Annotated in this window: 20 protein-coding genes; 16 read left to right on the top strand and 4 right to left on the bottom strand. The window is 71.7% G+C overall.

Features of this window, described 5'->3' with window-relative positions; genetic code table 11:
* Nucleotides 1-2 precede the first annotated feature (2 nt).
* The 7 genes from rsmD to K6T13_RS11785 all read left to right on the top strand — a co-directional run bounded on the left by rsmD (nt 3) and on the right by K6T13_RS11785 (nt 3,953).
* Complete coding sequence (rsmD, locus tag K6T13_RS11815) at nt 3-581, top strand: 16S rRNA (guanine(966)-N(2))-methyltransferase RsmD (RefSeq protein WP_222894768.1); 579 nt, start codon at nt 3-5, stop codon at nt 579-581.
* Between the two features lie 14 nt (nt 582-595).
* Nucleotides 596-1,090: a pantetheine-phosphate adenylyltransferase gene (coaD, locus tag K6T13_RS11810; RefSeq protein WP_222894767.1), complete on the top strand. Its 495-nt coding sequence runs from the start codon at nt 596-598 to the stop codon at nt 1,088-1,090.
* A gap of 115 nt (nt 1,091-1,205) precedes the next feature.
* A complete protein-coding gene (locus tag K6T13_RS11805) occupies nt 1,206-1,739 on the top strand; it encodes a YceD family protein (protein WP_249423759.1) in 534 nt (177 codons plus the stop codon).
* Between the two features lie 67 nt (nt 1,740-1,806).
* Nucleotides 1,807-1,992: a 50S ribosomal protein L32 gene (gene rpmF / locus K6T13_RS11800; protein WP_222894766.1), complete on the top strand. Its 186-nt coding sequence runs from the start codon at nt 1,807-1,809 to the stop codon at nt 1,990-1,992.
* A gap of 16 nt (nt 1,993-2,008) precedes the next feature.
* Nucleotides 2,009-2,740, top strand: coding sequence for a ribonuclease III (gene rnc, locus K6T13_RS11795; RefSeq protein WP_249423758.1), 732 nt, complete (start codon nt 2,009-2,011; stop codon nt 2,738-2,740).
* Between the two features lie 4 nt (nt 2,741-2,744).
* On the top strand, nt 2,745-3,656 hold the full coding sequence (mutM, locus tag K6T13_RS11790; RefSeq protein WP_222894764.1) for a bifunctional DNA-formamidopyrimidine glycosylase/DNA-(apurinic or apyrimidinic site) lyase: 912 nt from the start codon (nt 2,745-2,747) through the stop codon (nt 3,654-3,656).
* A 99-nt stretch (nt 3,657-3,755) separates the two neighbouring features.
* Nucleotides 3,756-3,953: a hypothetical protein gene (locus tag K6T13_RS11785; protein ID WP_222894763.1), complete on the top strand. Its 198-nt coding sequence runs from the start codon at nt 3,756-3,758 to the stop codon at nt 3,951-3,953.
* Nucleotides 3,954-4,012: 59 nt separating this feature from the next.
* Here K6T13_RS11785 and K6T13_RS11780 read toward each other — a convergent pair whose 3' ends face one another.
* Entirely contained in the window at nt 4,013-4,687 is a 675-nt protein-coding gene (locus K6T13_RS11780; RefSeq protein ID WP_222894762.1) for a response regulator transcription factor, read from the bottom strand.
* Nucleotides 4,684-5,229 (bottom strand): sensor histidine kinase, encoded by a 546-nt coding sequence (locus K6T13_RS17665; protein ID WP_430228235.1) that lies wholly within the window; start codon nt 5,227-5,229, stop codon nt 4,684-4,686. Before K6T13_RS17665 ends, K6T13_RS11780 begins: the two co-directional genes overlap by 4 nt.
* A gap of 478 nt (nt 5,230-5,707) precedes the next feature.
* Between K6T13_RS17665 and K6T13_RS11770 the strand changes: the two genes are divergently transcribed.
* A complete protein-coding gene (locus K6T13_RS11770; protein WP_222894760.1) occupies nt 5,708-7,240 on the top strand; it encodes an LVIVD repeat-containing protein in 1,533 nt (510 codons plus the stop codon).
* A 45-nt stretch (nt 7,241-7,285) separates the two neighbouring features.
* The gene (locus K6T13_RS11765; protein ID WP_222894759.1) at nt 7,286-8,647 is read left to right on the top strand and encodes an FAD-binding oxidoreductase; all 1,362 of its coding nucleotides are present in this window, start codon (nt 7,286-7,288) and stop codon (nt 8,645-8,647) included.
* A gap of 113 nt (nt 8,648-8,760) precedes the next feature.
* Here the strand turns inward: K6T13_RS11765 and K6T13_RS11760 are convergent, their stop codons facing one another.
* Nucleotides 8,761-9,048, bottom strand: a complete 288-nt coding sequence (locus K6T13_RS11760; protein WP_222894758.1) for a hypothetical protein — start codon at nt 9,046-9,048, stop codon at nt 8,761-8,763.
* Nucleotides 9,049-9,250: 202 nt separating this feature from the next.
* On the opposite strand from K6T13_RS11760, the gene K6T13_RS11755 reads away from it, so the two are divergent.
* From K6T13_RS11755 to K6T13_RS11725, 7 genes are all read left to right on the top strand, one after another.
* The gene (locus tag K6T13_RS11755) at nt 9,251-10,348 is read left to right on the top strand and encodes a pyridoxal-phosphate-dependent aminotransferase family protein (RefSeq protein ID WP_222894757.1); all 1,098 of its coding nucleotides are present in this window, start codon (nt 9,251-9,253) and stop codon (nt 10,346-10,348) included.
* Between the two features lie 195 nt (nt 10,349-10,543).
* Nucleotides 10,544-14,092 (top strand): chromosome segregation protein SMC, encoded by a 3,549-nt coding sequence (gene smc, locus K6T13_RS11750; protein WP_222894756.1) that lies wholly within the window; start codon nt 10,544-10,546, stop codon nt 14,090-14,092.
* Nucleotides 14,076-15,404, top strand: coding sequence for a guanine deaminase (locus K6T13_RS11745; protein WP_222894755.1), 1,329 nt, complete (start codon nt 14,076-14,078; stop codon nt 15,402-15,404). Before smc ends, K6T13_RS11745 begins: the two co-directional genes overlap by 17 nt.
* Nucleotides 15,405-15,473: 69 nt before the next feature.
* The gene (locus K6T13_RS11740; protein ID WP_222894754.1) at nt 15,474-16,397 is read left to right on the top strand and encodes an NAD-dependent epimerase/dehydratase family protein; all 924 of its coding nucleotides are present in this window, start codon (nt 15,474-15,476) and stop codon (nt 16,395-16,397) included.
* A 20-nt stretch (nt 16,398-16,417) separates the two neighbouring features.
* The gene (locus K6T13_RS11735) at nt 16,418-17,359 is read left to right on the top strand and encodes a TylF/MycF/NovP-related O-methyltransferase (protein ID WP_249423757.1); all 942 of its coding nucleotides are present in this window, start codon (nt 16,418-16,420) and stop codon (nt 17,357-17,359) included.
* A gap of 28 nt (nt 17,360-17,387) precedes the next feature.
* A complete protein-coding gene (locus K6T13_RS11730; protein WP_222894753.1) occupies nt 17,388-19,205 on the top strand; it encodes a glycosyltransferase family 4 protein in 1,818 nt (605 codons plus the stop codon).
* Nucleotides 19,202-19,945, top strand: coding sequence for a glycosyltransferase family A protein (locus K6T13_RS11725; RefSeq protein WP_222894752.1), 744 nt, complete (start codon nt 19,202-19,204; stop codon nt 19,943-19,945). Before K6T13_RS11730 ends, K6T13_RS11725 begins: the two co-directional genes overlap by 4 nt.
* Before the next feature lies 1 nt (nt 19,946).
* Here the strand turns inward: K6T13_RS11725 and K6T13_RS11720 are convergent, their stop codons facing one another.
* Complete coding sequence (locus K6T13_RS11720) at nt 19,947-20,999, bottom strand: hypothetical protein (RefSeq protein ID WP_222894751.1); 1,053 nt, start codon at nt 20,997-20,999, stop codon at nt 19,947-19,949.
* Between the last annotated feature and the right edge of the window lie 8 nt (nt 21,000-21,007).

Genomic DNA, 21,007 nt, shown 5'->3' with positions numbered 1-21,007 from the left:
TCGTGACCCGCATCATCGGGGGACGCGCGGGCGGTCGCAGGCTACAGACCCACCGGGGCTCGCACACCCGACCCACCAGCGACCGGGTCCGCGAGGCGCTGTTCTCGACCATCGAGTCGTGGTGCGGCTCCCTCAGCGGGCTCCGGTTCCTCGACCTCTACGCCGGCTCGGGTGCGGTCGGCCTCGAGGCGTGGTCGCGAGGTGCCGGCGTGGTCACCATGGTCGAGAGCGATCGTCGTGCGGCGGCCCTCATCCGTGACAACGCCCGCGCGGTCGGCTACACCTCCGGAACGGTGCTGTCCGCCCCCGTCGCGGCGACGCTGCGTCGGCCCCCGGCCGCGCCCTACGACGTGGTGTTCCTGGACCCGCCCTACCCCCAGGCTCCCGACGAGGTCGACGCCGACCTCCGGTCGCTCTTCGAGTTCGACTGGCTCGTTCCCGGCGCCATGGTGGTGGTGGAGCGGTCGACGCGCAGCGACCCCCCGACCTTCCCGGACGGGTTCACCGACGTCCGCGACCGTCGCTACGGCGAGACGACGCTCTGGTACGGTCACGCCGCGCCCAGCCCAGCCGCCCAGTGAACCGGGAGACCCGAGTGCGTCGAGTCGTCTGCCCGGGGTCCTTCGACCCCGTCACCAACGGGCACCTCGACGTCGTCGGACGCGCCGCGCGGCTCTTCGACGAGGTGGTCGTGGCGGTTGGGGTCAACAAGTCCAAGCAGCGGCTCTTCAGCCCCGAGGAGCGGCTCGACATGCTGCGGCGGGCCTGCTCGGACTGGGCGAACGTCCGCGTCGAGGGCTTCACCGGGCTGCTCACCGACTTCTGCCGCGCCCATGACGTGCACGCCATCGTCAAGGGCCTGCGCGCCGTCAGCGACTTCGACTACGAGCTCCAGATGGCGCAGATGAACGCCTCGCTCACCGACGTCGAGACCGTGTTCATGCCCACGAGCCCCGAGTGGTCGTTCCTGGCCTCCAGCCTGGTCAAGGAGGTGGCGACCTTCGGCGGAGACGTCTCGGGGCTCGTCCCGGACTTCGTCCACGACCTCCTCGTGGCCCGCCTGGGCGGACACCGCGACGGGGAGTCCTGACCCGGCGCGGCGGGCTTTTGCCGGTGCCGCGCCCCCACCGTTACGATTCTCCGAGTTCTGTCTGCCCGGAACCGGGAGTGATCTTCTGAACCGCCTGGACCCGAGAGCGCCGCTCGTGCTCGACACCCGCGAGCTCGGCCGCCGCCCGGGGTCCCAGCGGCAGGTGACGCTCGCGGCCCCGGCGCCGGCAGAGCTGGGCATCGACGTCCTGCACGTCCCCGAGGGCTCACCGGTCGACCTCGACCTGCGGCTCGAGGCGGTCATGGAGGGTGTGCTGGTCACCGGCTCGGCGCACGCCGGCCTCGCCGGTGAGTGCGCACGGTGCCTGGAGCCGATCGACGACGACGTCGACGTGACGTTCCAGGAGCTGTTCGTCTACGACCAGGACGCCGACGTGGCCGAGGGCGAGGAGGGCGACGACGTCAGCCGGCTCGAGGGAGACCTGCTCGACCTCGAACCCCTGCTGCGGGATGCGGTGGTGCTCGCACTGCCGTTCCAGCCGCTGTGCGTGGACGACTGTCCCGGGCTGTGCGCCGAGTGCGGCGTACGCCTGGCCGATGACCCCGGCCACGCGCACGAGGCGCCCATCGACCCACGATGGGCGGGTCTGGCGGCCCTGCAGCACGATGCTGAGCACGACGGAGACTGACCCGCCGGACACCCGGACGGGGACGAACGCAGGCCGGAACACCGGCTCTGAGCATGAGGAGAGAGAAGTGGCTGTTCCGAAGCGGAAGATGTCGCGCAGCAACACGCGCCACCGTCGCTCGCAGTGGAAGGCCGTCGCGCCGACCCTGGTGACGTGCGCCAACGCGGCCTGCGGTGCCAAGCACCTGCCCCACCGCGCGTGCGGCGAGTGCGGCCAGTACGGCGGCCGTGCCGATCGTCGACAGGTCCTCTGACGGTTCCACGCACGGCTTGAGCAACTACGCCGAGCTGCGCGCAGCGCTCGGGGATCCGCAGCTGGACCCCGAGCTGCTGGAGCGCGCCCTCACCCACCGGTCCTTCGCCTACGAGAACGGTGGGCTGCCGACCAACGAGCGGCTGGAGTTCCTGGGCGACGCCGTGCTCGGCGTGGTGGTGACCGAGACGCTCTACCGGACCCATCCCGATCTCTCCGAGGGTCGGTTGGCCAAGCTCCGGGCGGCCGTGGTCAACGCCCGCGCGCTCGCCGGTGTGGCGCGCGACCTCGGGCTCGGGACCCACATCAAGCTCGGACGGGGCGAGCAGACCACGGGTGGACGCAATAAGGCCTCGATCCTCTCCGACACCGTCGAGGCCGTGCTGGGAGCCGTCCATCTCTCCGGCGGCTTCGAGGTCTCCGCCGAGGTCGTCCACCGGCTCTTCGACCCGCTGATCGAGGCCGCCTCCGCGATGGGTGCCGGCCTGGACTGGAAGACCTCCCTGCAGGAGCTGTCCGCCGAGCACGGGCTCGGCGTCCCCGAGTACCTCATCGAGGACGACGGCCCCGATCACATGAAGACCTTCACCGCCCAGGTCCGGGTGGGCGACGCGCTCTACGGCAACGGCGTGGGTCGCTCGAAGAAGGAGGCGGAGCAGGCGGCCGCCGAGACGGCGTACAGCGACATCGTGGAGCGGCTCGGCCTGCCGGGGCTGACCTCCGGCGGCGCCGTCACCAGCCTCGACTGACCGCGTGCCCGAGCTCCCCGAGGTCGAGGTCGTCCGCGCCGGACTCGCCCGCCACGTCGTCGGCGCCACCATCGCCGCCGTCGAGGTCTTCCACCCTCGGCCGGTGCGCCGCGACCCCCGTGGACCCGACGGCTTCGCCGCCGCCCTCGCGGGGCGCCTCATCACCGGGGTCCACCGCCGGGGCAAGTACTTCTGGCTCTCGCTGGGACCCGTCGACGGGGAGGCACCCACGGCTGATGCCCTGCTGGGGCACCTCGGCATGAGCGGGCAGATGTTGCTGCAGCGCCCCGGCGCACCGGACGAGCGGCACCTGAGGGTGCGGTTCTCGCTGGTCGTCGAGGCCGACGCAGACCCGGCGCTCGTACCCTCCGACCGGGTCCTCGAGATGCGCTTCGTCGACCAGCGCATGTTCGGGGGCCTGCTTTTCTCGCCGGGGGGAGCCGTCCTCCCACCCGAGATCGCCCACATCGCCCGGGACCCGCTCGACCCCGACTTCGACGACGAGGTGTTCGTCGCGGCGGTCCGCCGCCGGAGCGCGGGAGTGAAGCGGCTGCTGCTCGACCAGAGCCTGGTCTCCGGAGTGGGGAACATCTACGCCGACGAGGCCCTGTGGGCCGCGCGGATCCACGGTGAGCGGCCGGGAGCGCGGCTGACCGTGGCACAGGTGCGCTCGCTGCTGGCGGAGTCACGGCAGGTGATGTCCGCTGCCCTCGGACAGGGCGGCACGTCCTTCGATGCGCTCTACGTCAACGTCAACGGGGAGTCCGGCTACTTCGACCGCTCGCTGCACGCCTACGGGCGCGAGGACGAGCCGTGCGACCGCTGCGGCACGCCGATCCGCAGGGTCGCCTTCACCAACCGCTCGTCGTTCTTCTGCCCGCGCTGCCAGCCAGCTCCCCGGCGACCACGGGCGTGACCACGAATTCGCCGGCAGCGGATTGACCGTTCACGTTCGAGGTGGGACGCTTGAAGACAGTCCAAACCCGGACTCCCACCCTGTTCGGAAGGCTCATCCATGGCCAAGGCGCTGATCGGCTACATGCACAGCGACCCCCGGACGACGGCTCGACTCGAGGCGGAGAACGCCCGACTTCGTGCCCGCGTGTCCGATCTGGAGGCACTCACCCTCCGGTTGACCCAGCAGAACGACGCCCTCGAGGCCGCCGCGGCCGGCGAGGTGCTCGAGGTCGAGTCCGACCTCCAGCCCGCCTGAGGCGCGCACCCGTCACCCGCTCGCGACGCCGGGCGGGACGTAACGCACGCCAGGTTTCCTCAGGTCCGGTCAGCCTCCGCAGGCCAGCCGTTGCGCCAAGCGAGCGCGACAGCCTGGACCTGGCTACCCACTCCCAGCTTGCCGAGGACGCCTCGGATCTGGGAGCGCACTGTGTTCTCCGACACCCACTCCCGCGTTGCGATCTGAGTCGCGGTCAACCCGTCGGACAAAGCCAGCAGCACCATCTGCTCCCGCGGCGTCAAAGAGCGAAGCGGCGCGAGCGCACCTTGCTGCCGCCGGCGATGCTCGGCAAGACTCTCCAGGGCGCCGCGCCGGCGAGGTACGTCTACGGGGGGTTCGTGGCCCTCGGCCAAGAGTCGAACCCGCTGTACCAACGTCTCGACCGGTTCAGTTTTCCTCGCGTGGTCGATGGCCCCGGCTTCGAGCGCTGCGCCGACGCGGTGCAGTTCGCGCGTGCCGCTCACCACCATGACGGCACACCCCAGCTCCGTCAGCGGGCCGACGAGGTCGAGCCCGTCGCCGAGTGGTTCGCCCAGGTCGAGGTCGAGGAGGGCCAGGTCCGGCTTCACCCGCGTCGCGAGCGCAATCACATGCTCCCGCGAGTCGATCGTCGCCACGTCGACCTGAATGCCCTCACCCCGCAGCACGAGCTCTAGGCCGCGTGCGAACAGCTCGTGGTCGTCGATGATGAGTACACGCGCGGGCGAAGTCATCCCAGCCCCCGCAACCCGGCAGAGCCCGGGTGATCCAGCTCGCCGCCTCCAGGCAGGCTCAGTGCGAACGTCGCCCTGCCGGAGCCTGAGGGAACCGTCAGATCGCCGTGTAGGTCGCGAGCAAGCCGTCGAGACACGTAGAGCCCCAGCCCGCCGCCTCGCGCCGGGTCACGTGTCACACCGGCATCGAAGATCCGGGCCGCGACTGTCGGAGAGATCTCGGGGCCGTTGTCCGTCACGGAGATCTCGACGTCCGATGCGCGGGAGCGTACTGCAACCTCGATAGGCCCGACCCCGTGCCGCTGAGCGTTGGCCAACAGGTTCTGGACCACTCGACGCACCTCTGTCGGACGGCTCACGACCGTCGTACGGCTGGCCTCGACCGCCACGGGAGCGCCCTGCAATGAGCACAGAAGAGCTGCCTCACGGACGAGGTCGTCCACCGCTACCGGCTGGGAGGACTCCTCCTGCGGGCCTGACACGAGGCGCTCCAGGTGGTGCAGCTCGCCTCGAAGGGCTTCCCAGAGGGGATGGCGGGACATGTATTCACCGCCCAGGGCGTGCAAAGCGGCGTTAATGGCAGCTACGGAGTTCGCAGCGTCGTGCCGCAGCTCGGAGTGTGCCTCGTACTCGCGCGTCGCACTGCTGTTGGCCAGGGTGAGCAGGGCCGCGGCTTCGGCTGCTCGGGCTCGCGCTCGAACGCGTGCTCGGTGCACAAGCCAGAGCGCTCCCAAGAGGAGCACCACTTCGATGACGATCCTCGCCGGTCTCAGCTCGGACCATCCCCCGTCGGCGCCGAGGTCCGGCCACGGCACCCAGATTCCCCCAAACGAGAAGCCCATTCGTTCCCCCCAGGAAAGAACTCTCGAGGCCCCGAGTGTGGTTCTCTTTGCTCGGCCCTGTCAGACCCGTATGTGCCGGGTTCGCATAGTCACATGTGACTAGAAGGGGCACGCGAGGCGTAGCCCGCAGTCAACTTCTCCAGTCGTAACGCGCCCAGTGATGCGTCGTTGTTAGCCCATGCGCACCCTGCCTGCCCTCGCTGCCGCGGCCACCCTGCTGCTGACGACCCTCGGGACCACCGTCCCCGCCCACGCTCACGGCGACAACGAGCGCAACCGCGAGATGCGGACCCAGCTGCTCGCCGAGGGGGACAACCCCCTGATGAGCGGCAACGTCGCGCTCCAGAGCACCCACCCCGGCACGGTCGGCATCGCGGGCTGCTTCATGGAGACCGCGCCCCTGTTCGTGACCAGCGGGCTCGAGGCGCTGACCGTGTGGGACGCCAGCGACCCCACCAAACCGACCCGTACCGGCGTCCTGGCCAACGTCGTGTTCGAGAACGAGGCGATGAACTGCGGCGAGCGGCGTACCAAGAAGGGCGTCCGCCGCTTCGCCCTGATCGGGATCGACCTCTACAACGCGGCCGCCGACTCCAACGGCATCGCGCACGTCAGCGGCGAGGCCAACCAGCTGCTGCTGGTCGATGTCACCGACCCCAGTGACCCGAAGCTGCTGGGGCCCGAGGAGGACCCCGGCGTGCCGTCGACGACCGGCACGCACACCGTCGCCTGCATCGCCGAGACCAACTGCCGCTACGCCTACACGTCGGGGGAGAAGAACACCTTCTCGATCTTCGACCTGCGCAACCTCGACAAGCCGCGCGAGATCGACAGCGACCCCGGCAAGGAGGGCATCCAGCCGTTCTCGTCGCCCACGGGCGGCCACAAGTGGAACTTCGACGAGGCGGGCTACGGCGTCCACACCGGTTACGACGGCTCGTCGGTGTTCGACGTGTCCAAGCCGCGCGAGCCGCGGCTGGTGACCACGAGCGGCGCGGCCGGGCGGGGCGAGGACCCCAAGGCCGAGGGCTACAACGACTTCATCCACCACAACTCCTACCGCCCGTCCGCCAGCGAGTTCCGCGAGGGCCGGCGGCCCTCGGTCGACAAGGGCAACGTGCTGCTGGTGACGGAGGAGGACTACATCGAGACCGACTGCAACAAGGCCGGCTCGTTCCAGACCTGGCAGGTCAACTCGCTGCGCCCGGGCGGCGAGGAGCTCAGCCCGCTCGACAAGGTCGAGCTCGGCGACCTGCACGCCGAGCAGGGCATGAACCTCGACCTGCCCCAGGGGGCCTTCTGCTCGGCGCACTGGTTCGACTACCGACCAGGCGGCATCGTCGCCATCGGCTACTACGGTGGCGGCACCCAGTTCCTCGACGTCCGCGACCCGCGCGACATCAAGTCCTTCGGCTACGCCTATATGGGTGGCTCCGAGGTCTGGGACGCCATGTGGGTCCCGGTCTACAACGGCAAGGGGCGCCAGACCGGCGCCAAGACCAACATCGTCTACTCCATCGACCTCGTCCGCGGGCTCGACGTCTACAGCGTCGACGTGCCCGGCAAGGTCGGGATCGAGCCGATGTCGGGCACCGGGCCGCAGCACAGTGCCGCCGACCTCGCCGCTGCCGCCGCGCTCCCGGCCGGGCTCGTCGCCGGGGCCCTGGGTCTCGCCGCCGCCGTACGCCGACGCGCCCGCCGGCAGGCCTGAGCCGGCTCGGGTGACCACACCGGTGTCGAGTGGTTCGATGGAGACATGGAGCCGCTGGAGGAGCTGACCGCGGCGCTGCCCGCCGGCGTCGTGGTCACCGACGCGGAGCGCGTCGAGAAGTACCGGCACGACCGCTCCCAGGACCCCGACACGGGCACCCCGCTGGCCGTCGTCCGCCCGGAGCGTGCGGACCAGGTCCGGGAGGCGGTCCGCTGGGCCGCCCGCCACGGGGTGGCCGTCGTGCCGCGCGGAGCCGGCAGCGGCCTCTCCGGCGGATCCAGTGCCGTGGACGGCGGGATCGTCCTCAGCCTCGAGCGGATGACCGCCGTCGAGATCGACCCGACCTGCCAAGTGGCCGTGGTCGAGCCCGGTGCCTTCAACGTCGACGTGAAGCGGGCGGCCGCCGAGCACGGGCTCTGGTACCCACCCGACCCGTCGTCCTACGAGTTCTGCTCCATCGGTGGCAACGTCGCCACCAACGCCGGGGGCCTCTGCTGCGTCAAGTACGGCGTCACGACCGACTACGTGCTGGGGCTCGACGTCGTGCTCGCCGACGGGACCCTCGTCACCCTGGGCGGCAAGCGGATCAAGGACGTCGCCGGCCTCAGCCTCCTCAAGCTGTTCGTCGGGAGCGAGGGCACCCTCGGCATCGTGACGCGGGCCGTCCTGCGCCTCGTCCCCGCCCAGCCGCAGCGCTCGACGCTCGTGGCGACCTTCGCGTCGCCGACCGTCGCCGCGGAGGCGGTCGTGGCGATCCGCGGCCGGCTGCGGCCCTCCATGCTCGAGCTGATGGACCGGCCCTCGATCCGGGCGGTGGAGCAGCACCGCTCGATGGGCCTCGACGTCGAGGCGGGGGCGCTGCTGGTGGCCCAGTCCGACGCACCCGGCACCTCGCGCACCGAGGAGATCGCGACCATGGAGAAGGCGAGCCGCGATGCCGGCGCGACCGAGGTCTTCGTCACCGACGACCCCGACGAGGGCGAGCAGTTCGTGCAGGCGCGCCGCATGGTCATCCCGGCGGTCGAGCAGCTCGGCGCGCTCATGCTCGAGGACGTCGGGGTCCCGGTGCCGCGGCTGCCGGAGCTGCTCGCCGAGGTCGAGCGGATCGCCACCGAGCAGGACCTGCTGATCCCCGTCATCGCCCACGCCGGCGACGGCAATACCCACCCGCTGATCGTGGTGCCCCACGACGACGACGCTGCCCACCTGCGGGCGCTGCAGGCCTTCGACGACATCATGCACGCGGCGATCGCCCTGGACGGCACCATCACTGGCGAGCACGGGGTGGGGCGGACCAAGAAGTCGGCCCTGCCCGACCAGGTGGGGGAGGACGTGATGGCGCTGACGCGGCGCGTCAAGGACGCCCTCGACCCCGACGGGATCCTCAACCCCGGGGTGTTCTTCTAGACCTCCAGCTCCAGCTGGTCACCTGCTGGGGGGTGCTCCCCATCAGATGGGGCCGATTGCCCCGCGCGGGGAGCGCTCGCTCGTGCCGATATGAGTGCGACGGATCTGTCGAGTCATGTCGTGGCTGAGATCTCCGCAATGTCGAGACCGAGGTTGGTGACCCCTGCCTTGGCCTGGTTCTCCAGGTTCGCGCGGACGTCTGCCGCGAAGGACTCAGCCGAGGCGCGATCGGCGAACACGATGAAGGTGTGTGACCGGGGCGGATCAGTGATGTCTTCTGCCCAGTAGCCCTTGACGATCCCTGGCGCCTGACTGACTCCGGCGACGATCACGTCAAGGAGTTGCCGCTGCATCTCTCGCCGCTCGGGGTCGAGCTCCCACGATCCGATGACGACGAACACGAGGTCACCTCTTTCGATCGAAGGGCTTCTCGGCATCTTGGCACCGCGGAGCGCGGACCGCACCACCTGCGCCTCAGCGGCACGTCTCGGCCGTGTGGATCGACGACAGCTCGGCGTGGCGGCTCTTCAGGATGCGCAGGGCGCCGAGCCGGTGACGGGCTGCACGTCGCGGGATCCGGCCACGGCCGCTACGTTCGACCGCATGAGCCTCGTCGATCGCAAGCTGTTCGGTCCCGGTCCGTCCAACCCCTACCCGGAGGCGACCGCCGCACTGGCCCAGCCGCTGCTGGGGCATCTCGACCCCGCGTTCCTGGAGCTGATGGACGAGACCTGCGACATGCTGCGCACGGTGTGGGGGACCACCAACGCCCGCACGCTCCCTCTCAGCGCGACCGGCTCGGCCGGCATGGAGGCCTCCTTCGTCAACACGGTCCACCCGGGCGACGTGGTGGTGGTAGCGGTCAACGGCCTCTTCGGACAGCGGATGTGCGACGTCGCCGCCCGCTGCGGGGCGGAGGTCGTGCCCGTCGAGCACGCCTGGGGCACGCCCGTCGACGCCCAGCGGGTGCTGGACGCCCACCCGAGCCCGGCGATCATCGCCGCCGTCCACGCCGAGACCTCCACCGGCGTGCGCTCCGACATCGCGGCCCTGGGCGCGGGCAAGGGCGACGCCCTCCTCGTCACCGACGCGGTGACCAGCATCGGCGGCATCGAGCTGCGCGCCGACGAGTGGGGGGTCGACGTGGCCTACGCCGGCACCCAGAAGTGCCTCGGTGTCGCACCCGGCCTGGCGCCGTTCACCATCAACGACCGGGCCTTCGAGCGCCGCGTGGAGAAGCCGCAGTCGTGGTACCTCGACCTCGGGCTGTTGGGCGGGTACGTCGGCGAGGCCAGCGCCAGCAAGGGCCAGCGCACCTACCACCACACCGCGCCCACGGCGATGGTCGCCAGCCTGCACGCCGGGCTGGGCCGGATCCTGGGCGAGGGCCTCGAGAACGTGTGGGCCCGCCACGAGGAGGCCGGCGCGCTGCTCCAGGCAGGGCTGCAGGACCTGGGGCTGGAGCTCTTCGCCCAGGAGGGCGCGCGGCTGCCCGAGCTGACGTCGGTCAGGGTCCCCGAGGGCGTCGACTCCGCCAAGGTCCGCGCGCAGCTGCTGGAGCGTCACGGCATCGAGATCGGCGCCGGGGTGGGGGAGTTCGCCGCCTCGGTGTGGCGGATCGGGCTCATGGGCCACAACGCCCGCCCCGACGCCGCGCTGCTGGTGCTCGCTGCGCTCGAGGAGGCCCTCGCGCAGGGCTAGGCGGCAGCGCGAGTTCGCTCGCCAGCGGTCCCGGCGGGTCTCTCGCGGGGGCCGAGCGCAGTCGGGCGACCCCGTCGACCCGGTGCCACCACCTCCCACGAGGAGCCGCTCGCCGCAGGTAGGGTGAGGCCCGCTGAGCTTCCCCAATGTTTCAGTGCCTGCTCGAGACACATCCGGCGTGGTGAGGAGCCTGCGTTGTACTTGAAGAGCCTGACCCTGAAGGGGTTCAAGTCCTTCGCCTCCTCGACGACCCTGCAGCTCGAGCCCGGCATCACCTGCATCGTCGGCCCCAACGGCTCCGGCAAGTCCAACGTCGTCGACGCCCTCGCCTGGGTGATGGGGGAGCAGGGCGCCAAGAGCCTGCGCGGCGGCAAGATGGAGGACGTCATCTTCGCCGGCACCTCCGGACGCCCACCCCTGGGCCGCGCCGAGGTCGTCCTCACCATCGACAACTCCGACGGTGCCCTGCCGATCGAGTACGCCGAGGTGACGATCAGCCGCACCATGTTCCGGTCGGGCGGCTCCGAGTACGCCATCAACGGCAGCCCGTGCCGGCTGCTCGACGTCCAGGAGCTGCTCTCCGACTCCGGCATCGGCCGCGAGATGCACGTCATCGTCGGTCAGGGCCAGCTCGACTCGATCCTCCACGCCACTCCCGAGGACCGCCGCGGGTTCATCGAGGAGGCAGCCGGGGTGCTCAAGCACCGCAAGCGCAAGGAGAAGGCGCTCCGCAAGCTCGACGCGACCGACGGCAACCTCAACCGGCTCCACGACCTCCTCACCGAGATCCGGCGCCAGCTCAAGCCGCTGGGCCGGCAGGCCGAGGTGGCCCGCCGGGCGGCCGGCGTCCAGGCCGAGGTCCGCGACGCCCGCAGCCGCCTCCTCGCCGACGACCTGGTGACCGCGCGCACCTCGCTCGAGCAGGAGCTCGCCGACGAGTCGGTGCTGGTGGAGCGGCGCACGTCGGTCGAGCAGGCCATCGCCGAGGCCCGGCAGACCGAGGCCTCGCTGGAGGCCGCGCTCCGCGACGAGCTGCCGGCGCTGTCGCAGGCGCAGGACACGTGGTTCTCCCTCAACGGCCTGCGGGAGCGGCTCCGTGGCACCCAGTCCCTCGCCGCCGAGCGGGTCCGAAACGCGGGAAGCGTCGAGGAGGTCAGCGAGTCGGGCCGCGACCCCGAGGAGCTCGACGCCGAGGCCGCCGCGGTCCGTGAGCAGGAGCAGGTCATCGAGGCGGAGGTCACCGAGCGGCGTACGTCGCTGGAGGAGGCCGTCGCCGCACGCCGCGCGGCCGAGGACGCCGCTGCCGAGGAAGAGCGCCGCGTCGCCGGTCTGCAGCGGGCCGCCGCCGACCGCCGGGAGGGGCTGGCCCGGCTACACGGCCAGGTCAACGCACTGCGCTCCCGGGCGCGAGCCGCCGAGGAGGAGCTGGGCCGGCTCGGCCAGGCGCGCGAGGACGCGGCCGCCCGCGCCGCCCGGGCCCAGCACGACTTCACGGCCCTGGAGACCAGGGTCGCCGGCCTCGACGCCGGCGAGGAGGGCCTCGACGCCGAGCACGAGGCCGCCGTGGCCGAGCTCGACGACCTCGACGAGCGGCTGACGAAGGCGCGCGAGGAGCTGCAGCAGGCCGAGCGCGAGCGGGCCTCGCTGCTGGCGCGCAAGGACGCTCTGGAGCTCGGGCTCAACCGCAAGGACGGTGCCGGGGCCCTGCTCGCGGCCTCCGACGACGTGTCCGGCCTCCTGGGCTCGGTGGCGGCGCTGCTGTCGGTGCGCGCCGGCTACGAGGCCGCGGTGGCCGGTGCGCTCGGGGCCGCCGCCGACGCCGTGGTGGTCGCCGACGCGGACGCCGCCGTGGGGGCCCTCGGACACCTCAAGGCCGACGACCTCGGCCGCGCCGGGATGCTGCTCGGCGGCGCACCCGTCACCGACCGCGACTGGCCCGGTCTCCCCGCCGGCGCGACGTACGCCGTCGACGTGGTCGAGGCGCCCGGTGAGCTCGACGGGGCGCTCGCCCGGCTGCTCTTCAAGACCGCCGTGGTCGACGACCTCGCGACCGCCCGGGCCCTGGTGTCCGAGGCGCCCGACGTGACTGCGGTGACCCGCGACGGCGACGTGTTCGGCGCCCACTTCGCGACCGGCGGCTCCTCCAGCCAGCCGAGCCTGCTCGAGATCCAGGCCGCCGTCGACGACGCCACCGACCAGTTGGCCGAGGCGACCGCGTCGGTCGAGCGGCTCGGCTTCGACATCTCCCGCCTCGAGGCGGAGCGCCACAGCGCGCGCCAGCGCGTCGACGTCGCGCTGGCCAAGCTCCACGAGTCCGACGCCACCCTGGCCGCCGTGGCCGAGGAGCTCGGCCAGTACGGCTCCCAGGCCCGGGCGGCCCGGGGTGAGGCGGAGCGGCTCGCCGCGGCCATCACCCGGGCCGAGGAGGCGCGCGACGCCGACCTCGCCGGCCTCGCGGAGCTCGAGCAGCGGCTCGCCACCGCCGAGGACGCACCCGAGGAGGAGCCGGACACCTCCACGCGTGAGCAGCTCGCCGAGGCCGCCCGCGAGGCACGGCAGGGTGAGATGGACGCCCGGCTGGGGCTGCGGACCGCCGAGGAACGTGCCCGGGCGCTGCACGGACGGGCCGACCAGCTCGCGCGCGCCGCGCAGGCCGAGCGCGAGTCGCGAGCGCGTGCCGCCGAGCGGCGCGAGCGGCTGCTGCGCGAGGGCCGGGCAGCCGAGGCGGTCGGTGTCGCCGTCGGCGTGGTGCTCCAGCGTCTCGAGGTCTCCATCCACCGGGCCGCCGAGGCGCGCGCAGCGGTCGAGGCCAGCCGGAGCGAGCGTGAGCAGCAGCTCCTCACGGTCCGTGGCGCCCTGCGCGACCTGTCCCGCGAGCACGACGAGCTGGTCAACTCCGTGCACCGTGACGAGATGGCCCGCACCCAGCAGCGGATGCGCATCGAGCAGCTCGAGGAGCGCGCGCTCGAGGAGCTCGGCCTCGACCCCGACGCGCTCGTCGCCGACTACGGCCCCGAGGTCCCCGTGCCCTTCACCGGTGACGTCGAGGAGGGCCAGGAGGTCCCCGAGCCGACGCCGTACGTGCGGGAGGAGCAGCAGAAGCGGCTGCGGACCGCCGAGCGGGCGCTCTCGATGCTCGGACGGGTCAACCCGCTGGCCCTCGAGGAGTTCTCGGCCATGGAGGAGCGCCACAAGTTCCTCACCGAGCAGCTCGAGGACCTCAAGAAGACGCGCCGTGACCTGCTCGACATCGTCCGCGAGGTAGACGCCCGGGTGGAGGAGGTCTTCACCACGGCGTACGCCGACGTGAGCAAGGCCTTCGACGCCACCTTCGCCCGGCTCTTCCCGGGCGGCGAGGGACGTCTGGTGCTCACCGACCCCGGCGACATGCTGGCCACGGGCGTCGAGGTCGAGGCCCGGCCTCCGGGCAAGAAGGTCAAGCGGCTCTCGCTGCTCTCCGGTGGCGAGCGGTCGCTGGTCGCCGTCGCCTTCCTCGTGGCTCTCTTCAAGGCCCGTCCGTCGCCGTTCTACATCCTCGACGAGGTCGAGGCGGCGCTCGACGACACCAACCTCGGTCGCCTCCTGCAGATCTACGAGGAGCTGCGCGAGAACTCCCAGCTCCTGGTCATCACCCACCAGAAGCGGACCATGGAGGTCGGCGACGCCCTCTACGGCGTCACCATGCGCGGCGACGGCGTGTCGACCGTGATCAGCCAGCGGCTCCGCGATGCCGAGCCCGCCTGAGCGCACGGTCCTCTACCGGGCGCGGGTCTTCGACACCCCGGAGGACCCGTTCGCGGGCGCCGGGTTCCGCTACGGCGAGGACGTGGGGCTCGTGGTCGCGGGCGGGGTCATCGTGGGCCGCGGCGACTTCGCCGACGTACGGCGCGACCACCCCGACGCCTGGGTCATCGACGTGCGCGACGGCGTGCTCCTGCCGGGACTGGTCGACACCCACGTCCACTTCCCCCAGGTGCGGGCCATGGGGGCGCTGGGGATGCCGCTGCTGGAGTGGCTGGACCGCTGCGCGCTGCCGGAGGAGATGCGGCTCGCGGACCAGCGGCACGCCGCTGCGATCGCCGGCGAGTTCGTGTCGGGGCTGGTGGCGGCCGGCACCACGAGCGCCCTGGTGTTCGGCTCCCACTACGCCGCCGCCGTCGACGCGCTGTTCGCCGAGGCCGCGCGGTTCGGGCTCCGGATCACCAGCGGGCTCGTCGTCAGCGACCGCAACCTCCCCGACCCGCTGCTGACCACCCCGGGGCGGTCCCGCGACGAGGCGCTGGCGCTGGCGGAACGGTGGCACGGGACCGGCCGGGCCCGCTACGCCGTCACGCCACGCTTCTCGCTCTCGGCGGGGGAGGAGCTGCTGCGGTCGTGCGGCGAGGTGCTCGAGGGCGTCGACGGCGCCTGGTTCACCTCCCACGTCAACGAGAACCCGGCCGAGGTCGCCGTCGTCCGTGACCTCTTCCCGGAGCACCGGCACTACGTCGACACCTATGCCGCCTTCGGGCTGCTTGGCCCGCGAGCGGTCCTGGCCCACGACGTGCACCCGCTCGACGAGGAGCTGGAGGTGCTGGGCGCGACGCGGACGGTGGTGTCCCACTGCCCGAGCAGCAACGCCGCCCTCGGGAGCGGATCGTTCCCGTTCCGGCGCCATCTCGACGCCGGTGTCCGGGTGGCGCTCGGGTGCGACGTCGGTGCCGGCACCGGCTTCTCGCTGTTCAAGGAGGGGCTGCAGGCCTACTTCACCCAGAGCCTGCTCGGGCCGGACGGGATCCCGTTGACTGCGGCCCACCTGCTCTGGCTGGCCACGACGGCGGGTGCGAGGGCGCTCGGTCTCGACGACGTCGGCCACCTGAGCCCCGGCATGGCCTTCGACGCCGTCTGCGTCCGGCCCCGGGCGGGGACGGCGCTGGACGTCTGCGTCCGGCATGCCGAGTCACCCGACGACCTGATCGGCAAGGTCTTCGCGCTGGCCGGCGACGCCGACGTCGCCGACGTCTGGATCGGCGGCCAGCAGATCGCCTCCGGCGGCTTCCGCCGCCCGCTCTCCTGAGGAGGGCCCCGGCTTGGCTAGGGTGTCGCCCGCCGGCACCGGAGCCGGCCCCACGACGAGAGGGTGACCGTGAAGAACGTGCTCATCACCGGCGGTGCCGGGTTCATCGGCGTCCACCTCGCCGACCACCTGACCGCCAGCGGCGACTACACCGTGACCGTCATCGACAACGAGTCGCTGGGCGACCGCCGGAACCTCGACCTGGAGCAGGTGCGGTTCGTCCCGGGCGACCTGCGCGACGCCGACCAGCTCCGCGAGGCGCTGGAGGGGCAGGACGCGGTGGTCCACCTGGCCGCCGACACCCGGGTCATGGACAGCATCGAGGACCCCGCCCACAACTTCGAGAACAACGTGGTGGGGACGTTCAACCTGCTGGAGCTCTGCCGCGAGCTGGGTGTCGGGCGCATCGTGGCTGCCTCGACGGGCGGCGCCATCGTGGGTGACGTACCGCCGCCGGTCCACGAGCGGATGGCGGCGCAGCCGACCTCGCCGTACGGCGCCTCGAAGCTGATGCTGGAGGGCTACCTGAGTGCCTACTCCGGCTCCTACGGCATGAGCGGGTGTGCCCTCCGGTTCTCCAACATCTACGGACCGAAGTCCTTCCACAAGGGCTCGGTGGTGGCCCACTTCTTCAAGCGGATCCTGTCCGGCGAGCCGCTGGTCGTCTACGGCGACGGCAGCCAGGCGCGCGACTTCCTCTACGTCGGAGACCTCGTCGAGGGTATCCGCACGGCGATCGACAGCGATGCCACCGGCGCCTACCAGCTCGGCAGCGGCGAGCCCACCACGGTCAACGAGCTCCTCGACCTGATGCGCGCCACGACCGGACAAGAGCTCGACGTGGTCTACGAGGACTTCCGCTCCGGCGAGGTCCGGCGCACCTGGTGCGAGATCGACAAGGCCCGGGAGGGCATCGGCTTCGCACCGGTCACGAAGCTGGAGGAAGGTCTCGCGCGGACGTGGGAGTGGTTCCGGGCACGGGACGTCGGCTGACAGCCACTAGGGTCGTGGCCATGTGGAAGAGGTCGGTCAACGGCGCACTGCGCCGGCTCACCGGTTACCAGCTGGAGCGGGTCGGGACGGACGGTGGAGCGGGAAGGAGCCTCACGGGGACGGGCGAGCGCCTGCGCGAGACGGAGGCCAAGCTCACCACCACCCGTGAGGAGCTCCGGAAGTCGCGGAACCGCGCCCGCAAGCTCACGGAGCGGGCCGAGAAGGCGCAGTCGAGGGCGGAGGCCGCCAAGCGACGTCTCGCCGAGCTGAGGCGGAAGCAGAAGGCTGTCCCGCGCCATGTCGACGACCCGGCTGCGCGCATCCTGGAGCGCTCGCAGGAGCGGACCATGACCGACCACGCCAAGCTCTACGGCCTGATCGAGGCCACGCGCTACATCGCCCGGCACGCGGTCCCGGGCGCCGTCGTCGAGTGCGGGGTGTGGCGCGGCGGGAGCATGCAGGCCGTGGCGTGGACGTTGCTCGACGAGGGCACACCGGACCGTGCGCTGCACCTCTTCGACACCTACGAGGGCATGCCGCCCCCCACCGACAAGGACCGGCGTCCGAACGCCAGCGCGGCGGAGCTGCTGGCCCAGCACGACAAGGACCACCGGGTGTGGGCCATCGCCGGGTTGGACGACGTGCAGGAGGGGATGCAGGAGACGGGCTACCCGAGCGAGCTGATCCACTACCACGCCGGCCTGGTCGAGGACACGGTGCCGAGCCAGGCGCCGGAGCAGATCGCGCTGCTGCGGCTCGACACGGACTGGTACGAGTCGACCAAGCACGAGCTCGAGCACCTCTACGACCGGCTGTCGCCCGGTGGTGTGCTGATCCTCGACGACTACGGCGACTGGGAGGGCGCCCGCCAGGCCACCGACGAGTTCCTCGCCGCGCGCAAGGAACCTCTGCTGCTCGTTCCCCTCGGTTCGGGTCGGCTGGCTGTGAAGCCGCGCCTGTGACGAGGCCGACGGGTGCACGCAGTGCGCCATGGCTGACGACGTGACCGCACGGGGACGGGTCCGACAGGCCTGGTCGCGGTGGCGGCGCGGGGCCGACACGCCTTCCGCGCCTCCCGCGGCGCCGGTCGTGGAGCGGCCGACCCGGCTGGGGCCGGCACTGGACGACGCAGTCAGCCGGGCGCGGTCGCGGATGATGCCGCCCGGGGCCGACTCCGACTACGACCTCGCGCGCGAGCACTTCGACATCGCCCACTTCTTCCTGCAGGCGCGGGGTCTCGCAGAGGACGACCGCATCGACCCGTTGCGCCACTTCCTGCGCAACGGGCCGGATGCCAAGGCCAGTCCCGAGATCAACTTCGACATGCGGTCCTACCTGCAACGGCATCCCGAGCGACGTGACGGCACCGGTCGCAGCCCGTGGCTGGCGTGGCTCGAGGAGGGCCGGGCGCAGGGAGAGATCGCCGATCCGGCCCCGGGGCTCGCCGAGATCTCCCGGGTGCTCGACACGGACCCGCACGAGCTGGCTGACGCCCTCGTCCGGACCCGGTCCGATCTCCAGGAGCGGTTGCGTCACGGCACGTTGGGGCAGATGTTCGCGCAGGCGGTCGAGGTCGAGCCCCTCATCGGCGAGGCCTGGTCGGAGACCGCCCGCCCCGTGATCCCCCCGATGGACTCACCGACCATCGCCGGTCAGGTCGCCGCGCTCCATCAGTGCCACGACCAGGCCGGCTTCGCCACTGCACGCCTCGTGCTGGTCGTCAAGCGCCCTCGGTGGGGCGGGGGACGCCGCATGGAGGGCCACCTCGCCCACGCACTCGCGCCCGTGGTAGGGGCGGACCGGATCGTGGTCGTCTACACCGACGACACCGGGACCACGCCGCCCGACCGGTTCCCGGCCGGCGTCCGGGAGGTCGACCTGGCGACGGCCGTCGGCGACCTCGAAGCGGAGCCCGCCCAGCGCGTCCTGGTCGAGCTGGTCCGCTCGTTCCGGGCCGACGCGGTGGTCGTCGTCAACTCCGACCTCATGTACGCCGCGCTGGCCACCTACGGACGGGCACTGCGCGCCTCCGAGCGGGTCTTTCTCATGCTCTTCTGCAACGAGCAGCTGGCGCTCGGCAACTGGGTGGGCCTGCCGCTGCGCCAGGTCTACCGCAACTTCGACCAGGTGGCGGGGGTGCTCACCGACAGCGAGTACCTCGCGGGCTGGCTGCGCGACCGGCACCAGCTGGGAGAGGAGGACGGGGCGAAGATCCAGGCCCTCCGGGCGCCGGTCGACGCGACCCTGCCCGAGTCGACGGCCCCGACACCCGCTGCCGGACGCCGACCGCAGGTGTTCTGGGCAGGGCGGTGGGACCGGCAGAAGCGCGTCGACGTGCTCATGGAGATCGCGAGCCGGATGCCCGACGTCGACTTCCGCGTGTGGGGCGAGACCGTGATGCCCGGGGGCCGCCGCGGTGCCGCCCCGGCCAACGTCGCCCTGGAGGGCCGCTACGGCCACATCTCCGAGGTCGCCCTCGACGACGCCGACGCCTGGCTCTACACCTCGGCCTGGGACGGGGTCCCGAGCCAGCTGCTCGAGGTCGGCATGACCGGAGTGCCCCTGGTCGGGAGCCTGGTGGGCGGCACCGGTGAGGTCCTCAGCCCGGAGGACGCCTGGCCGGTCACGGAGCCGGAGGACCCGGCCGCCTACGTCGCCGCACTCCGGGAGGTGCTGACGGACCCGGTGGGGGCCCGCCGACGCTCCCACGCGCTCCGCGAGCGGCTGCTCCGGGAGCGGTCCGCGACCGACTTCGCGGCCCATGTCGCGCAGGTGCTGCTGGTCGACGGTGGGGGTGAGGACTCGTGACCGACCTGACCCTGGTGGTGACGGCACACGACGAGACGACGGTGTGCGGGCCCACGATGCGCTCGGCGGACATCGCGGTGGCGGCTGCCCGGGAGCGGGGGTACGTCGTGCAGGCCGTCATCGCCCTCGACGCGCCCACGGATGCGACCTCTCGCTACTTCGACCAGCCCCACTTCGACCACTGGGAACGGCGCGTCCTCCACGAGCGTGACCTGGGGAGGGTCCGCAACGCGGTGCTCGCCGACGTCGACGGCCGCCACGTCGCCTTTCTCGACGCGGACGACCTGTTCAGCGAGAACTGGCTGGCCGAGGGTGTCGCAGCCCTCGACGCCGCCGCCGAGGAGGGTCGCCGCGCGATCGCCCATCCCGAGCTCAACGTGATCTTCGACGGCCGACAGGCGGTGCGCCTCAACATCGCTCAGGACTCGCTCCTGTTCACGCCGCACTACCTGTACGTCCGTCACTACTACGACTCGCTGTGCCTGGCGCCGCGCGCCGCCCACCTCGAGATCCCCTATGTGTCGCGAGACATCCCGAACGGCCTCTCCTTCCAGGACTACCAGTTCACGATCGAGACGATGGCTGCCGGCTGGGAGCACCTCGTGGTGCCCGACACGATCATCTTCAAGCGGCGGCGCGACTTCTCGCTGGTGACCGAGAGCAACGGCCGCAGCTCGCTCGTCAGGTCCCTGCCTGCGATGGCGGTCGACCGGGTGCGGGCTCTCGGTCGACGGGACTGAGTCAACCCCGTCGCGCCTCGCGCTCGGCCAGCCTGCGCAGCTCGGGACGCAGGCCGTCAGGAAGCTCCGCGACCTCGCAGAGATGATCGACGCGTGCGGGGTCGAGGCTCTGCTCCATCACACTCCCGCCGTCCTTGCGGGGCGTGGGGAAGAGCGGGCCGCTGCGGTCGCCGACGAACTCCCGTGCCACGACGCGGTTCGACTCCTCCCACTGCTCCATGAAGGCGTCGAGCTGCCGTGGTGGCAGCGAGAGAGTCGGGCCAGTCGAGGAGCTGCCCAGCCGGGAGGCGACGCTGCGGTTGTCGATCAGACCCGGGATGGCACCCTCGTGCTCGACCCGGTAGAGGTTCAGGATGCGCAGGAACTCCACGCTCTCGGCGTCGAGGCTGACGTTGCGGTGGGTGACCGAGGTCAACGGGACCCCCGTCGCCTCGATACCGGCGGCCTCGAGAAAGTCCTCGAACAGCGATCCCCGGAGCAGGCACGCCGGGTCGAGCCGACGCACGACGAGCGGATCGGGCCCGAGGATCTTCCGGTGCTTGCGGAGCCGGGAGGCGTAGTCGTAGAGATCGGACATGTCCTCGTTGGCCCAGTCGGCCAACCGGGTGGTCCAGCCGATCTTCACCCCCTGCTGGTATCGACTGACCATGTGCTCGTCCTGGCGCCGCAGGTAGACGACCACACGTACCCGCCGGGCCACCTGGTCGGTGAAGCGTCGCAGCCTCGTGAGCGCGGCGTCGGACGACTTGTAGATCTCCTCGTCCGACAGCAGCACCCGGTCGAGGCCGGAGTCTTCGATCTCGGCCAGCAGGCGGCGCCGGAACCTTCGTCTGAAGATCCGTGGGTCGGACTGCCGCTGGCGCTGCCAGTGCGGGGTGGCCACCAGCTCGTCACCGTCGCGGATGAAGAGGCTGAGCTTGCCGTGGCGGGCCCGGCCGGGGGAGCTCGGGTAGAGCACGCCGAGCTCAGCGAGCCGGTCGCGGTTGTCGCGCAGGAAGAACTGCAGCGAGGTGCTGCCCGCCTTGCCCGTCCCGATGTGCAGCACCAGGTCCACGGGGACTC

This window comes from Nocardioides coralli, assembly GCF_019880385.1.
Classification (GTDB): domain Bacteria; phylum Actinomycetota; class Actinomycetes; order Propionibacteriales; family Nocardioidaceae; genus Nocardioides; species Nocardioides coralli.
The sequence above is the reverse complement of the archived record's forward strand: the minus strand, read 5'-3'. Positions and strand labels throughout refer to the sequence as shown.

Coding starts and splice junctions, on each gene's coding strand:
- K6T13_RS11785 (WP_222894763.1), top strand. CDS start 3,756: ATGGCCAAGGCGCTGATCGGCTACATGCACAGCGACCCCCGGACGACG.
- K6T13_RS11780 (WP_222894762.1), bottom strand. CDS start 4,687: ATGACTTCGCCCGCGCGTGTACTCATCATCGACGACCACGAGCTGTTC.
- K6T13_RS17665 (WP_430228235.1), bottom strand. CDS start 5,229: ATGTCCCGCCATCCCCTCTGGGAAGCCCTTCGAGGCGAGCTGCACCAC.
- K6T13_RS11770 (WP_222894760.1), top strand. CDS start 5,708: ATGCGCACCCTGCCTGCCCTCGCTGCCGCGGCCACCCTGCTGCTGACG.
- K6T13_RS11765 (WP_222894759.1), top strand. CDS start 7,286: ATGGAGCCGCTGGAGGAGCTGACCGCGGCGCTGCCCGCCGGCGTCGTG.
- K6T13_RS11755 (WP_222894757.1), top strand. CDS start 9,251: ATGAGCCTCGTCGATCGCAAGCTGTTCGGTCCCGGTCCGTCCAACCCC.
- K6T13_RS11745 (WP_222894755.1), top strand. CDS start 14,076: ATGCCGAGCCCGCCTGAGCGCACGGTCCTCTACCGGGCGCGGGTCTTC.
- K6T13_RS11735 (WP_249423757.1), top strand. CDS start 16,418: ATGTGGAAGAGGTCGGTCAACGGCGCACTGCGCCGGCTCACCGGTTAC.
- K6T13_RS11730 (WP_222894753.1), top strand. CDS start 17,388: ATGGCTGACGACGTGACCGCACGGGGACGGGTCCGACAGGCCTGGTCG.